The sequence below is a fragment of the Hydrogenophaga sp. UC242_53 genome (genome assembly GCF_042696965.1).
Taxonomy (GTDB): domain Bacteria; phylum Pseudomonadota; class Gammaproteobacteria; order Burkholderiales; family Burkholderiaceae_C; genus Hydrogenophaga.
Genome location: NZ_CP170552.1, coordinates 820062 through 833523 on the forward strand (window position 1 = coordinate 820062; position 13462 = coordinate 833523).

The following is a 13462-nucleotide window of genomic DNA, read 5'->3' on the forward strand; positions in this document are numbered from 1 at the left end:
CCGGCCGCAGGAGCGCTGGCATGAACAGTTTTGGCAAACGGGCGCAGGGCGAGCGCCTGGAGCGCATGCGCGCTTCGCCCCTGTGGGACGGCACGGGCTTTCGCAACCTGCACCCGGTGCTGCCCGGGCTGCGCGACCCCACCGCGCCCCGGCCCACGCTCAAGGAGTTCCTGAGCGCGGGCGACCGGCGACTGCCCGGCGTCGCACTGCCCTCGCTGGACCCGCGCGAGCGCTGGGGCCGCCCGGCCCAGAGCGGCCTGCGCGCCACCTGGCTGGGGCATTCCACGGTGCTGATCGAGATCGACGGCCACCGCGTGCTGACCGACCCCGTGTGGGGCACGCGCGCCTCGCCGTTCCGCCTGCTCGGCCCCAAGCGCTTCCAGCCCGTGCCGCTGCGGCTGCGCGAGATGCCCGAGGTGGACGTGGTGGTGATCTCGCACGACCACTACGACCACCTGGACTACCCCACCATCCGCGCGCTCGCGCGGCACAGCCGCGTGCCCTTCGTCACCTCGCTGGGCGTGGGCGCGCACCTGCAGGCCTGGGGCGTGGCGGCCGAGCGCATCACCGAGCTGGACTGGTGGGACAGCCACCGCGTGCCCGGCACCGGCATCACGGTCACGGCGGCGCCTTCGCAGCACTTCTCCGGCCGCAGCTTCAAGGACCGCAACGCCACGCTGTGGTCGTCGATGGTGATCGCCAGCGAGCGGCACCGCGTCTTCTTCAGCGGCGACACCGGCCTGACCACGGAGTACGCCACCATCCGCGAGAGGCTCGGGCCGTTCGATCTGGTGATGCTGGAGGTGGGCGCCTTCCACCCGGCCTGGGGCGACATCCACCTGGGGCCGGCCAACGCCCTGAAGGCGCACGCGCTGCTGGGCGGCGGCGCCCTGCTGCCGGTGCACTGGGGCACCTTCAGCCTGGCCATGCACGCCTGGGACGAACCGGTGGAGACCTTGCTGGCCTTGGCGCAAGGGCAGGGCACGCCCTTGCTCATGCCCCGCCTGGGCGAGGCGGTGGAGCCGGCCGCGCTCGAGGTGGTGACGCCCTGGTGGCGCTCGCTGGACGCGGGCCAGGAAGCGCCGAAGGCGCCCGACGGGCCAGCGGCCCTGCAGCGCGACCTGCCCTGGCCCCTCGATTGAATGAAGAAAGACCCCCCATGAACACCACCGTTGCCGGCCCCGATCGCGCAACCCCGCTGCCGCTGGTGCGCCGCCGCGCCCGAGTTCTTCGCGTACCACGACCGGGAGTGGGGCTTCCCCGTCGGCGACGACCGCCGGCTGTTCGAGAAGCTGTGCCTGGAGAGTTTCCAGTCCGGCCTGAGCTGGCGCACCATCCTTGCCAAGCGCGAGAACTTCCGCGCCGCCTTCCACGGGTTCGACTTTCACCGCGTCGCCCGCTTCACGGCCCAGGACGTGGAGCGCCTGCTGGGCGACGAGGGCATCGTGCGACACCGCGGCAAGATCGAGGCGGTCATCAACAACGCGCGGCGCGCGCAGGAGATGGTGAAGGCCGAAGGCTCGCTGGCGGCGTTCTTCTGGCGCTACGAACCCGACGAGGCGGACCTGGGCGCGCCACAGACCGTGTCCACATCGGACGCCTCCGTGCGCCTGTCGAAAGACCTGAAGAAACTCGGCTGGGCCTTCGTCGGCCCGACCACGGTGTTCGCCTTCATGCAGGCCATGGGCCTGATCAACGACCACGCCGAGGCCTGCGTGATGCGCGCGCAGGCCGCGCAGGCGCGCCTGCGCTTCAAGCGGCCGCGTTAGGCCTCAGAGCGGGTCGGCCAGCAGCTTGGAGAGCGCCGCGATGTTGGCCGCGCTGGGCACCTGGGGCTTCATTTCGTCCTCTTCGGCCGTGGCGTTTTCGTGCGCCTGGATCGCGTTGACCATGGCGTACTGGTTCTCCCACGACAGGGTCTTGCCCTCGGGGCAGAGATCGCGCACGGTGCCGAACCAGTAGTAGCCATCCTTGCCGCCGAACAGCGCGTCGATGCCGCCGGCATCGCCCGGCTTGAGGCCATGCGCGGCCAGGATGAGCTTGAGCTTGTGGTGCGAAACGGAATACTGCATGGGGTAAGCGCGGGGTGAGGGGTCGGCGATTGTACTGAAGGCCCGCCGCCCGCGCTGCCCCTCAGGCGATGCCGCAGGCCAGCAGGTAGCGCGGTTCGTTTTCCAGCACGTGGCCGCGCAGCAGGGCGCAGGCCTTCGTGGCGTCGTGGTCTTCCACCGCGTCCACCAGCACCTGGTGGCTGGAGACCGCGTTGGTGATGGGCGAGCGGTGGCGCAGCGCGGTGAGCTGGTAACGCAGCAGCTCGTAGCTGGCGCGCAGGTAATGGTTGTCGCAGCTCTCGAAGAAGGCCTGGTGAAAGCTCATGTCGATGCGCGCGAGCGCGGGCAGGTCCTTCGCGCGCTCGGCGGTCTTCATTTCCTTCACGCACTGCGCCATGCGCTGCAGCAGCTCGCGCGGATGGGACTGCATGGCCTCGCGCAGCGCCTCGGTCTCCACCATCGCGCGGAACTGCAGCAGATGCGACAGCTCCTGCGGCGAGAGCGTGAAGACGAAGGTGCCGCGCTGCGGGTGGATCTCCACCAGGCCCTCGCTCTTGAGCCGCAGCAGGGCCTCGCGCACCGGCGTCTTGCTCACGCCCATGCGCTGGGCCAGCTGGGCTTCCGACACCTGCTCGCCGAGCTTGAGGTCGCCTTTGACGATGGCCTCGCGCAGCCGCTCGGCGACCACGTCGGTGAGCAGTCGGGGGCGTTGCAGTTCCAGGGCGGTGTTCATGGGGTGGTCGGTCTCGTGTGGCGAGGAGTATAGGGTTATTGCTGATTTAACATCTGAGATATCAGATACCATGGCGGCCGACACGTCAAGCTGAGCAACCCGGAGACATTCACGTGAGTTCCCCGCCTTCCCCATCTTCCCCCGCGCACCCGCTGGCGCGCGCCTTTCTCGCCGCCAACCGCTGGGTGCTCATCGTGCTGCTGGGGGTGATGGCCGCGCTGGTGATCGGCAACGTGTTCGCGCGTTATGCCTTCAGCCACTCCTTCACCTGGGTCGAAGAGGCCACGCGCTACATGATGATCTGGGCCGCCTTCATCGGCGCCGGCCCCGCGCTGCGCGTGGGCGGCCACATCGCCATCGACACGCTGCAGGCCTCGGTGCCGCTGCCCATGGCGCGGCTGCTGCGCGTGCTCATCGTGGCCATCGTCGCGGCCACACTGCTGACGCTGGTCTGGCTGGGCATCGAGTACGTGGAGTTCGCCTGGTACCAGGAATCGCCGGTGCTGGGCTGGTCGCTGGGCAAGGTGTACCTCGCGCTGCCGCTGGGCGCGGCGCTGATGCTGGTGCACCTGGCGATGGTGGCGCGGCAGTGGATCGTGCTGGGCGAGTGGGACCGGGTCGAAGGCTTCGACCCGCAGGCCCTGTGAACCCGGAGAGCCTGCGATGACGACGGTTCTCGGTCTGGTCTTTCTGGCGCTGATGGTGATCGGCGCACCCATTGCCTTCGCGATGCTCATCGCCGGTCTGGTGGCGGTCTGGCTCAAGCCCGGCCTGTCCTCGCTGGTGGTGATGCAGAACCTCTTCAGCGGGCTCGACAGCTTCCCGCTGATGGCGATTCCCTTCTTCATCCTCGCCGCCGAGCTCATGACGGGCGGCGCGCTCACCGACGTGCTGCTCAAGTTCGCCGCGCGCCTGGTGGGCATGCGCCGCGGCGGCCTGGGCCACGCCAACATCCTCACGCTCACCTTCTTCTCGGGCATCAGCGGCTCGGCGCTGGCCGACGCGGCGGGCCCGGGCGCCATGCTCATCAAGATGATGCGCAAGGCCGGCTACAAGGACGCCTACGCCGCCGCGCTCACCGCGAGCACGGCCATCGTCGGCCCCATCATCCCGCCCTCGATCATCATGATCGTCTACGCGATGACCGACAACAGCGTGAGCATCACCGGCCTGTTCCTGGCCGGCGTGGTGCCGGGCTTCCTGATCGCGCTCTCGCTGATGGTGGTGAACCACATCGTGAGCGTGCGGCGCGGCTACCGCTCCTCGCCCGAGCTGCTCGACCCGGCACCGCTGCTGCGCCTGTTCTGGCGCGCGCTGCCGGCGCTGATGCTGCCGGTGATCATCCTGGGCGGCATTCACCTGGGCATCTTCACGCCCACCGAGGCCTCGGCCGCCGCCGTGCTGTACGCGCTGCTGGTGGGCCGCTTCGTCTACGGCACGCTGCAATGGAACATGCTGCCCGCCATCCTGTTCCGCTCGGCGCTGATGACGGCCTCCATCCTGTTCATCGTCGCCACCTCGGCGGTGTTCGCCTGGGTGCTCACCGTGGGCCAGATCCCGCAGACCATGGCCGCCTGGATCGCCGGCATGTCGCTCTCGCCGATCGAGCTGCTGATCGCCATCAACGTGCTGCTGCTGCTCGTGGGCATCTTCATCGAGCCGCTGCCGGGCGTGATGATCATGGTGCCCATCCTCGGCCCCTTGGCCGAGGCGGCCGGGCTGAACTCCCTGCATTTCGCCATCGTGGTCATCGTGAACCTCACGCTGGGCATGGTCACGCCGCCCGTGGGCGGGCTGCTGTTCGTCACCTCCGCCGTCTCGGGCGTGCGCATGGGCCCCATGGTGCGCGAGATGGTGCCCATGCTGGTCGCGCTGTTCGGCGTGCTGATGCTGCTCACTTTCGTTCCCGCGTTTTCCACCTGGTTGCCCGGCGTGCTCGGCTACCAACACTGACCCTCAGAACCACCCTAGAAGGAGACTTCCCGTGAAGATTCATCGCAAGCACTTCCTGGCGGCCGTGGCCGCCGCCTCCCTGCTGGCGCTCGGCGCCGGCCCCGCGTTCGCGCAGAAGGTGCTGAAGTACACGCATTACCAACCGGCCGGCAACGACCAGCCCAAGCACGCCGCCGCGCTCGCGTTCAAGGACCACGTGGAGAAAGCCACCAACGGCTCGCTCAAGGTCGAGCTGTACCCCGCCGGCCAGCTGGGCCCGGCGCAGCAGGTCATGGAAGGCCTGCGCCTGGGCACGGTCGAACTCGCCGTGGTGCACGACGGCGGCATTCCCGGCGTCTACAAGACCTTCAACATCTTCGGCCTGCCCTTCCTGTTCAACGACCACGCGCACGCCTACGCCGTGCTCGACGGCAAGTTCGGCCAGGAGCTGGCCGAGGACATGCGCAAGCGCACCGGCATCCGCCTCATGGCCTACGCCGACAACGGCATCCGCCACTTCACCAACAGCAAGCGCGCCATCAAGACCCCCGAGGACATGAAGGGCCTGAAGATCCGCGTGCAGCCCAGCCCGGTGTTCGTGAAGCTGGTCGAGTCGCTGGGCGCGAGCCCCACCGCGATCGACTGGGGCGAACTGCCCGCCGCGCTCGCGCAGGGCACAGCCGATGGCCAGGAAAACGGCGTCACCAACATCATGGCCGCCAGCCTGTTCCAGCACCAGAAACACATCACGCTGGACGGCCACGTCTACAGCCTGCACGCCTACATGGTCAGCGAGCGTTTCTTCAACGGCCTGAGCGCCGCGGAGAAGAAGGCCGTGACCGAAGGCGTGGACATCGCCAAGAAGATCCACCGCGACATGACGCGCGCGCAGGACCTCTCGGCCAAGAAGGTGCTGACCGAAAAGGGCATGACGGTGACCGAACTCAGCCCGGCCGAGATCGACCGCTTCCGCAAGGTGGCGCAGCCGCCGGTGCGCGCCTACCTCGAGGCCGAGGTGAGCAAGGAGTGGACCGAGAAGCTGCTGCAAGCCGCTGCCGCCAAGTGAGCGACGGGGTGACGCAAGACCGCCTGGTGGTGGCCCTGGACGACGGCTACGCCGCCTACGACCAGGAAGAGGCCCTGCTGGGCGCCGAGGGCGCGCGCTTCGAGGTGCGCCCCTGCCGCCGCGACGAAGACGCGGCGGCGGCCTCGGTGGTGGACGCCGACGTGGTGCTGGTGCGCGAGTCGCCGGTGTCGCGCCGGGTGATCGATGCCATGACCCGCTGCCGCGCGGTGATCCGCTACGGCATCGGTGTGGACAACATCGACCAGGCCGCCGCGCGCGAGCGCGGGATCATGGTGGCGAACGTGCCGGACTACGGCACCGACGAGGTCAGCTCGCAGGCCGTGGCGCTGGCGCTGGCCGTCTCGCGCCGCATCGGCCTGCACGACGCCGAGGTGCGCGCGGGCCGCTGGTCCACCGGCGTGCTGCAGCCCATGTTCCGGCTGCGCGGGCGCACGCTGGGCCTGGTGGGTTTCGGCCGCATCGCGCGCATGACGCTGGAGAAACTCGCGGGTTTCGGTTTCGGCCGCGTGCTGGTGCACGACCCCAAGACCGACATGCCCCCCGGCGTGGAACGCACCGACCTCGACACCTTGTTCGCCGAGGCCGACGTGATCTCGTTGCACGCGCCGCTGAACGCGCACACGAAACACATGGTGGACGCGCGGCGCATCGCGCTCATGCGGCCCACCGCCATCCTGGTGAACACGGCGCGCGGCGGCCTGGTGGACACGCAGGCGCTGTACGAGGCCTTGCGCGAGCGCCGCATCCTGGGCGCGGGGCTGGACGTGTTCGAGCAGGAACCCCCGGGCGCGCACCCGCTGTTCGGCCTGGACAACGTGGTCGTGACCAACCACATGGGCTGGTACAGCGAAGAGGCCATGCGCGAGCTGCAGCTCAAGACGGCGCAGGAGGCGGTGCGCGTCCTGCGCGGAGAACAACCCTTGCACTGGCTCAACCGCTGGTGATTTTTTTGATGGAACGGAGAAACGATGAACAAGGAATTGAAGGAGCTGGTCGACGGCTTCAACCAGGTGGCCGTGGCCTCGGTGGCCGACGCGGTGGACAAGGTCTGCGGCCAGCGCGGCTACATGGACACGCCCATCAAGCCGCGCATCAACGACAAGCGCCTCTGCGGCCCGGCCGCCACCGTGCTCGAATCGGCGACCGATGAGTTCGTGCCGCCCCAGCACGCGCTGGACCTGATCGACGAAGCCGAACCGGGCAGCGTGATCGTGATCTCCATCGACGGCGGCCAGCCCGACGTGGCGGTGTGGGGCGGCCTCATGACGGCCGGTGCCGTGGCCAACGGCCATGCCGGCGCGGTGCTCGATGGCGGCGTGCGCGACCTCACCGAGATCCGGCGCGACTACGGCTTCCCCGTGTACGCCCGCGACGTGAGCCCCGGCACCACGCTGGGCCGCTTCCGCACGGTGGCCTCGCAGGTGCCGGTGCGCGTGGGCGGCATCGTGGTGCACCCGGGCGACATCGTGGTGGGCGACGTGGACGGCGTGGTCGTGGTGCCGCGCGCGCGGGCCGCCGAGGTGCTGGCCGCCTCGCGCGAGATCGACGAACGCGAGCTGGAGCAGGCCAAGCTCATCATGGCCGAGAAGTCGCTGCGCAAGGGCCTGGCGCAAATATGGCCGCATCTGAGGCACCCAGCCACGCCGGGGCCGCGCAGATCGTGGCCTTGGGCGAGGCCATGGTCGAGTTCAACCAGACCGGGGAGAACGGCGGGCGCAGCTACCTGCAGGGCTTCGGCGGCGACACCTCCAACTTCGCCATCGCCGCCGCCCGCCAGGGCGCGCGCGTGGCCTACGTGAGCGCGCTCGGCGACGACCCCTACGGCGCCCTGCTGCGCCGCCTGTGGGACGAGGAGGGCGTGGACCACAGCCACGTGCTCAGCGACCCCGCGGCCTTCAGCGCCATCTACTTCGTGACCCACAACGACCAGGGCCACCACTTCAGCTTCTTCCGCAGCGGCTCGGCCGCGAGCCGGCTCACGCCGGCCACGCTGCCGCGCGCGCCGATCACGACGGCGCGCGTGCTGCACCTCTCGGGCATCTCGCTGGCGATTTCGCCGAGCGCCTGCGACGCCGGTTATGCCGCCATCGAATGCGCGCGCGCCGCCGGGGCCTGGGTGTCGTTCGACACCAACCTGCGGCTCAAGCTGTGGTCGGTCGAGCGCGCGCGCGCCGTCATGACGGACGTGATCGGCCTGAGCGACATCTGCCTGCCGAGCTACGACGACGTGGTCGCCATCACCGGCCTGCGCGAGCCCGACGCGCTGGTGGACCATTGCCTGCGCCTGGGCGCGAAGACGGTGGCGCTCAAGATGGGCGAGCAGGGCGCGATCGTGGCCACGGCCAGCGAGCGCCACCGCATCGCGCCCGCGCGCTGCCAGCCGGTGGACGCCACCGGCGCGGGCGATGCCTTCGGCGGTGCCTTCGTGGCGCGGCTGGTGGCCGGCGACGACCTGCCCACCGCCGGGCGCTACGCCGCCACGGTGGCCGCGCTCTCCACCGAGGGTTATGGCGCGGTGGCGCCGATTCCGCACGCCGCGCGCGTGCGCGAGGTGCTCGCGGCCGACCGGCCCTGAGCGCCGCTCAGTCCAGCAGCGAACGCACCACCGACTCGCGCGTGCGCAGGCGCGTGGTGCGCTGGAAGAACAGGCTGTTGGGCACGCGCAGGTAGGAGGGCTCCGCGCCCTCGGCGGTGTCTTCGCGCAGCGTGGTGTAGATCAGGTTGATGTCCATCACCTCGCCGGCCAGGCCGGGCTTGTCGCCGCCTTCGAGCAGCTCGATGCGGTCGCGCAGGCCGAACGGGCGCGAGGTGAAGATCAGCACCGCGCAGAAGATGTTGGAGAGCACGCTCCAGGCCGCGAAGAAGGCGATGGCGCCCACGGCGGCGAAACCGGTGAAGGCGGTCCAGATCACCATGCCGGAGACGCCCACGCGGTCCAGCACCAGCAGCAGGGCGGCACCGAACAGCAGGAAGGTGACCACGCGCCGGCCCCCGATCACGAGTTCCAGCGGCAGGCGCTTGTCCTCCCCCACGCGGGTGATGAGGCGGTGCAGCAGCGAGCGCAGCAGCAGCGCCACGAAGACGATCAGCGCCATCTGCAGCGCGATGGTGATGACGTCGATGAAGGGGTGGGCGTAGGCGGGGAGAAAGTCTTTCATGGGGCGGTGGCGGCGGGGGCCACCGAGGCGCCCTGGATGTGGTGCTGGTTCAAGGAAGCGGCCACGAAAGCCGACGACTTCATGTCTTCCACGAAAGCGTGCAGGTAACGCGCGGCGTCGGCGCCGCGGTCCTTGGGCAGGCCCATGGCCTGCTGGATCACCATGAAGCGGCCCGGCAGCAGCCGCAGGCCCGGGTGGCGCTGCTGGTCGTGTTCCAGCTGCTGTCGCACGCCGGCGGCCACGTCCAGCCCCTGGCGCACGAACTCGTCGACCACGGCCTGCGAGCTGGCCACCCGCACGATCTCGGCCTGCCGCAGCTCGCGCGAGAGAAACAGGTCGTAGGCGCTGCCCTTGCCCACGGTCACCCGCGTGCCCGGCCGGTCCACCTCGTGGTTGCTCTGCAGGGGGGATTCTTGGCGCACCAGGTAGCTGCCTTCGATCAGCACGTAGGGCGCGGTGAAGGCGATGCCCTCGCCGCGCAGCGGGTCGATGGCGAAGAAGCCGACGTCGGCCGCGCCGTTCCTCACCGCCTCGACCGATTGGCCGGCCGTGTCGAACACCACCAGCTCGATCCCGACGCCGAGCCGCTGCGCCAGGCGGTGCGCGAGGTCCACCGAGACGCCGAACGGCTGCCCGGTGGCGGGGTTGCGGTTGGCGAGGATGGGGTTGCCCAGGTTGATGGAGGCGCGCAGGCGGCCGGTGGGCGCGAAGCTGTGGGATAGGGGGAGGGGAGCGGTCATGGCGATGAGGGGGAAGGCGGGTGAACGTCCATGGCTTGTCGCGTGGCCTCGGGCCCGCGGCAAAGGATGACCATGGTAACGGCCCTCCCGGGTCACCGGGAGGGCGTCAGGGGGACGGCGGCTCGATGTGGCGGCCGGGATGCCGGTCGCGCACGATGGCCTGCACGAAGGCCGTGGCGTCGTGGCCGACGACCAGCCCCGGGTCCGCCTGCCCCGACGGCAGGGTCGGGGACACGCCCGCCGCTTCGAGCAGCGCGCGGGAAGCGGGCATGGCCAGGATGGCCTTGCCGCTGCGGTGCTGGTCGCGGATGAAGTCCAGCGTGTGGGTGTCGCGCGCGAGGGCCTGCACGCCTTCGTCGCCGTCGGGCAGGGCGAGCGCGTCGAACAGGAAGCCGGGTTCGTTCTGCAGCGAAGCCTCCGCGTCGACGAACACCCCGTCCACGGTCTTCACCGGGCCGATCCGGGGTGCCACGAAACAGGGCTGGGCGCCGAGGGCCAGCAAGGTGGCGTGCAGACCCACGGCGCTTTTGCCGACGATGCCGTGCGCGACCAGGATGCGCAACCTTTGCGGGCCCGGATCGAGGGATCGCCGGCCAGCACGGCGTGTTGGAGGGAGGGCGGGAGCTGAGCCATACCCGCCATTGGGGCAAATGGCGTGCCTGGGAAAATCGCCCTGCCGCGCCGGTCATCTTGTAGAGTTGCAGACGTTTTTTCCGCAGGAGACGGCATGCGCACCAGCAAGAAGGCAACATCGGGCGCGATCCGGTCGGGCGTGGGCGGCTGGACCTACGAGCCCTGGCGCGACAACTTCTACCCCAAAGGCCTGGCGCAGAGCAAGGAGCTGGCCTACGCCAGCACGAAGCTGACCGCGATCGAGGTCAACGGCACCTACTACAGCACCTTCAAGCCGCCCACCTTCGCCAAGTGGCGCGACGAGACGCCCGAGGGCTTCGTGTTCTCGCTGAAGGCCAACCGCTTCACCACCAACCGCCGCGTGCTGGCCGAGGCCGGCGAGTCCATCGAACGTTTCGTGGGCAGTGGCCTGAGCGAACTCGGCCCCAAGCTCGGGCCGCTGGTCTGGCAGTTCGCGCCCACCAAGCAGTTCGACCCGGTGGACTTCGAGGCCTTCCTGAAGCTGCTGCCGCGCGAGGTGGACGGCCTGCCGCTGCGCCACGCGCTGGACGTGCGGCACGCGAGCTTCCTGGACCCGGCCTACCTCGCGCTCGCGCGCAAGCACCGCTGCGCCACGGTGTTCACCGACTCCGACGACTACCCCTCGTTCGCCGACCTGACCGGCGACTTTGTCTACGCGCGCCTGATGCGCACCGACCCGAAGGTGAAGACCGGTTACGCCCCCAAGGCGCTGGACCGCTGGGCCGAGGCCGCGAGGACCTGGGCCGCCGGCGGTGAGCCGGCCGACGTGCCGCGGGTCGACGGCGCCGGCCCGAAGGCCAAGGCGCGGGACGTGTTCATGTACTTCATCAGCGGCGCCAAGGAACGCGCCCCGGCGGCCGCGATGGCGCTGATCGAGCGCCTCGGCTAACGCTCCAGCCGCACCCAGCGCGCGTTCTGCTGGTGGCTGTTCAGCACGGCCTCGATGAAGGCCATGCCGTCCAGCCCGTCCAGCAGGCCGGGCATGTTGGTGCTTGCTTCGCCGCGCCAGGCGCGCGCGAAATCGCGGTACAGCTCGGCGAAGGCCTCGAAGTAACCCTCAGGGTGGCCGGCCGGAATGCGGTTGGCGGCGATCTGCGGCGCCATGCCCCGGCGCAGTTGCCGCACCGGGCCGCCCAGCGGGGCGAAGTTCAGGAACTCAGGCTGCTCCTGGTCGAAATGCAGCGAGGCGCGCGTGCCGTAGACGCGCAGGCGCAGCGCGTTGCAGGCGCCGCTGCGCAACCTGGCTGGCCCACAGCATGCCGCGCGCGCCGCCGTCGAAGCGCAGCATGGCCTGCACGTGGTCGTCCAGCGCGCGCCCGGGCACGAAGCGGGTGAGTTCGGCCGAGAGTTCCTGCACCTGCAGGCCGCTCACATAACGCGCCAGCTGGTAGGCATGGGTGCCGATGTCGCCCAGCGCGCCGGCCGGGCCGGCGCGATTCGGGTCGGCGCGCCATTCGGCCTGCTTGTTGCCCTGGTGCTCGACCGGTTCGCCCAGCCAGTCCTGCGCGTACTCCACCTGCACGATGCGCAGCTCGCCGAGTTCGCCGGCGGCGACCATCTCGCGCGCCTGGCGCACCATGGGGTAGCCCGCGTAGGTGTGGGTGAGCAGGAACAGCAGGCCGCGCTCGCGCACCGACTGCGCGAGCGCCTGGGCCTCGGCCAGCGAGGTGCGCAGCGGCTTGTCGCAGATGACGTGGATGCCTTGCTCCACGAAGGCGCGCGCCACCGGCACGTGCAGGTGGTTGGGCGTGACGATGGCCACGGCGTCGATGCCGTCCTCGCGCCGCGCCTCGGCCTGCGCCATGGCGGTGTAGTCGGCGTAGCTGCGCTCGGGCGCGATGTGCAACCGGGCCGCGCTGGCGTGCGCGCGTTCGGCGGTGGACGAGAGCGCGCCGGCCACCAGCTCGAACTGGTCGTCCAGCCGCGCGGCGATGCGGTGGGCCGCGCCGATGAAGCTGCCGTCGCCACCGCCCACCATGCCCAGGCGGATGCGCCGCGCCGCGCGCCCGTCGTTCGTGCTCATGCCGCGCCCCGGTTCAGGCCGAGCAGGGCGGCCAGGGTGGCGGGGTCGCCCGCGCTGGCGGCGAAGTCGTCGAAGGCGCGGTCGGCCACGCGGATGAGGTGCTCGCGGATGAAGGCCGCGCCTTCGCGCGCGCCGTCTTCCGGGTGCTTGAGGCAGCACTCCCACTCCAGCACGGCCCAGCCCGCGTAGTCGTGTTGCGCCATCTTGGAGAAGATGCCCTTGAAGTCCACCTGGCCGTCGCCGAGCGAGCGGAAGCGGCCCGCGCGGTCGATCCAGCTGGAGAAGCCGCCGTACACGCCCTGCTTGCCGTTGGGGCGGAACTCGGCGTCCTTCACGTGGAAGGCGCGGATGCGCTCGTGGTAGTGGTCGATGAAGGCCAGGTAGTCGAGCTGCTGCAGCACGAAGTGGCTGGGGTCGTAGAGGATGTTCGCGCGCGGGTGCTGGCCCACGGCGTCGAGAAAACGCTCGAAGGTGATGCCGTCGTGCAGGTCTTCGCCGGGGTGCAGTTCGTAGCAGACGTCCACGCCGGCTTCATCGAAGGCGTCGAGCACCGGGCGCCAGCGCTTCGCGAGTTCGGCGAACGCGGCTTCCACCAGGCCGGGCGGGCGTTGCGGCCAGGGGTAGAGGTAGGGCCAGGCCAGCGCGCCCGAGAAGCTGGCGTGGGCTTTCAGGCCCAGGCGTCGCGAGGCCTTCGCGGCCAGCAGCAGCTGCTCGTGCGCCCAGGCCGTGCGCGCCGTGGGGTTGCCGCGCACCTGGGGGGCGGCGAAGGCGTCGAACTGCAGGTCGTAGGCGGGGTGCACGCACAGCAGCTGGCCCTGCAGGTGGGTCGAGAGCTCGGTGATCTGCAGGCCGTGCGCGGCGAGCCGGCCCTTCACCTCGTCGCAATAGGTGTCGCTGGTCGCGGCACGCTCGAGGTCGAAGATCGCCGCGTCGCTGGTGGGGATCTGCACCCCCCGGTAGCCCAGCGAGGCGGCCCAGCCGGCCAGGCCGTCGAGCGTGTCGAACGGCGCGGCCGTGCCGATGAACTGGGCCAGGAAGATCCCGGGTCCCTGGATGGTTTTCATGGGGTCCTCCTGGCGCGCGG

14 protein-coding genes and 2 pseudogenes are annotated in these 13462 nt (G+C 70.2%); 9 read left to right on the forward strand and 7 right to left on the reverse strand.

The genetic code is table 11. The features are described 5' to 3' along the window. Positions 1 to 20 precede the first annotated feature (20 nt). The gene (locus ACFJI0_RS04300) at positions 21 to 1142 is read left to right on the forward strand and encodes an MBL fold metallo-hydrolase (RefSeq protein WP_382323558.1); all 1122 of its coding nucleotides are present in this window, start codon (positions 21 to 23) and stop codon (positions 1140 to 1142) included. Positions 1143 to 1172: 30 nt separating this feature from the next. Further along, the gene (locus tag ACFJI0_RS04305) at positions 1173 to 1769 is read left to right on the forward strand and encodes a DNA-3-methyladenine glycosylase I (protein WP_382323559.1); all 597 of its coding nucleotides are present in this window, start codon (positions 1173 to 1175) and stop codon (positions 1767 to 1769) included. 3 nt (positions 1770 to 1772) lie between these two features. Here the strand turns inward: ACFJI0_RS04305 and ACFJI0_RS04310 are convergent, their stop codons facing one another. Together ACFJI0_RS04310 and ACFJI0_RS04315 are read right to left on the reverse strand one after the other, a co-directional pair. Further along, positions 1773 to 2072, reverse strand: a complete 300-nt coding sequence (locus ACFJI0_RS04310) for a hypothetical protein (protein ID WP_291116509.1) — start codon at positions 2070 to 2072, stop codon at positions 1773 to 1775. Between the two features lie 61 nt (positions 2073 to 2133). Next, the gene (locus tag ACFJI0_RS04315) at positions 2134 to 2784 is read right to left on the reverse strand and encodes a GntR family transcriptional regulator (protein WP_382160542.1); all 651 of its coding nucleotides are present in this window, start codon (positions 2782 to 2784) and stop codon (positions 2134 to 2136) included. Between the two features lie 113 nt (positions 2785 to 2897). On the opposite strand from ACFJI0_RS04315, the gene ACFJI0_RS04320 reads away from it, so the two are divergent. The 6 genes and pseudogenes from ACFJI0_RS04320 to ACFJI0_RS04345 all read left to right on the forward strand — a co-directional run bounded on the left by ACFJI0_RS04320 (position 2898) and on the right by ACFJI0_RS04345 (position 8378). Then, positions 2898 to 3431: a TRAP transporter small permease gene (locus ACFJI0_RS04320; protein ID WP_382323560.1), complete on the forward strand. Its 534-nt coding sequence runs from the start codon at positions 2898 to 2900 to the stop codon at positions 3429 to 3431. Between the two features lie 16 nt (positions 3432 to 3447). Beyond that, the gene (locus tag ACFJI0_RS04325) at positions 3448 to 4737 is read left to right on the forward strand and encodes a TRAP transporter large permease (RefSeq protein ID WP_382323561.1); all 1290 of its coding nucleotides are present in this window, start codon (positions 3448 to 3450) and stop codon (positions 4735 to 4737) included. Positions 4738 to 4768: 31 nt separating this feature from the next. Further along, positions 4769 to 5782, forward strand: coding sequence for a DctP family TRAP transporter solute-binding subunit (locus tag ACFJI0_RS04330; RefSeq protein ID WP_382323562.1), 1014 nt, complete (start codon positions 4769 to 4771; stop codon positions 5780 to 5782). A gap of 8 nt (positions 5783 to 5790) precedes the next feature. Next, on the forward strand, positions 5791 to 6747 hold the full coding sequence (locus ACFJI0_RS04335) for a C-terminal binding protein (RefSeq protein ID WP_382323563.1): 957 nt from the start codon (positions 5791 to 5793) through the stop codon (positions 6745 to 6747). A 123-nt stretch (positions 6748 to 6870) separates the two neighbouring features. Then, positions 6871 to 7239: pseudogene (locus tag ACFJI0_RS04340) on the forward strand (RraA family protein); the annotation flags it as partial. 242 nt (positions 7240 to 7481) lie between these two features. Then, entirely contained in the window at positions 7482 to 8378 is an 897-nt protein-coding gene (locus tag ACFJI0_RS04345) for a sugar kinase (protein WP_382323564.1), read from the forward strand. Positions 8379 to 8385: 7 nt separating this feature from the next. Here ACFJI0_RS04345 and ACFJI0_RS04350 read toward each other — a convergent pair whose 3' ends face one another. The 3 genes from ACFJI0_RS04350 to ACFJI0_RS04360 form a co-directional block, all read right to left on the reverse strand. Then, entirely contained in the window at positions 8386 to 8961 is a 576-nt protein-coding gene (locus ACFJI0_RS04350) for a mechanosensitive ion channel domain-containing protein (protein WP_382160522.1), read from the reverse strand. Next, entirely contained in the window at positions 8958 to 9701 is a 744-nt protein-coding gene (locus tag ACFJI0_RS04355; protein ID WP_382323565.1) for an ABC transporter substrate-binding protein, read from the reverse strand. Before ACFJI0_RS04355 ends, ACFJI0_RS04350 begins: the two co-directional genes overlap by 4 nt. 106 nt (positions 9702 to 9807) lie before the next feature. Continuing rightward, the gene (locus ACFJI0_RS04360) at positions 9808 to 10263 is read right to left on the reverse strand and encodes a DJ-1/PfpI family protein (RefSeq protein WP_382323566.1); all 456 of its coding nucleotides are present in this window, start codon (positions 10261 to 10263) and stop codon (positions 9808 to 9810) included. Between the two features lie 165 nt (positions 10264 to 10428). Between ACFJI0_RS04360 and ACFJI0_RS04365 the strand changes: the two genes are divergently transcribed. Next, complete coding sequence (locus ACFJI0_RS04365; protein WP_382323567.1) at positions 10429 to 11244, forward strand: DUF72 domain-containing protein; 816 nt, start codon at positions 10429 to 10431, stop codon at positions 11242 to 11244. Here the strand turns inward: ACFJI0_RS04365 and ACFJI0_RS04370 are convergent. Beyond that, a pseudogene (locus ACFJI0_RS04370) lies at positions 11241 to 12333 on the reverse strand (Gfo/Idh/MocA family protein). The gene ACFJI0_RS04365 and the pseudogene ACFJI0_RS04370 overlap by 4 nt on opposite strands. A gap of 41 nt (positions 12334 to 12374) precedes the next feature. Then, positions 12375 to 13442 carry a sugar phosphate isomerase/epimerase family protein gene (locus tag ACFJI0_RS04375; protein ID WP_382323568.1) on the reverse strand — a complete coding sequence of 356 codons (1068 nt, stop codon included), beginning with the start codon at positions 13440 to 13442 and terminating at the stop codon, positions 12375 to 12377. Positions 13443 to 13462 lie beyond the last annotated feature (20 nt).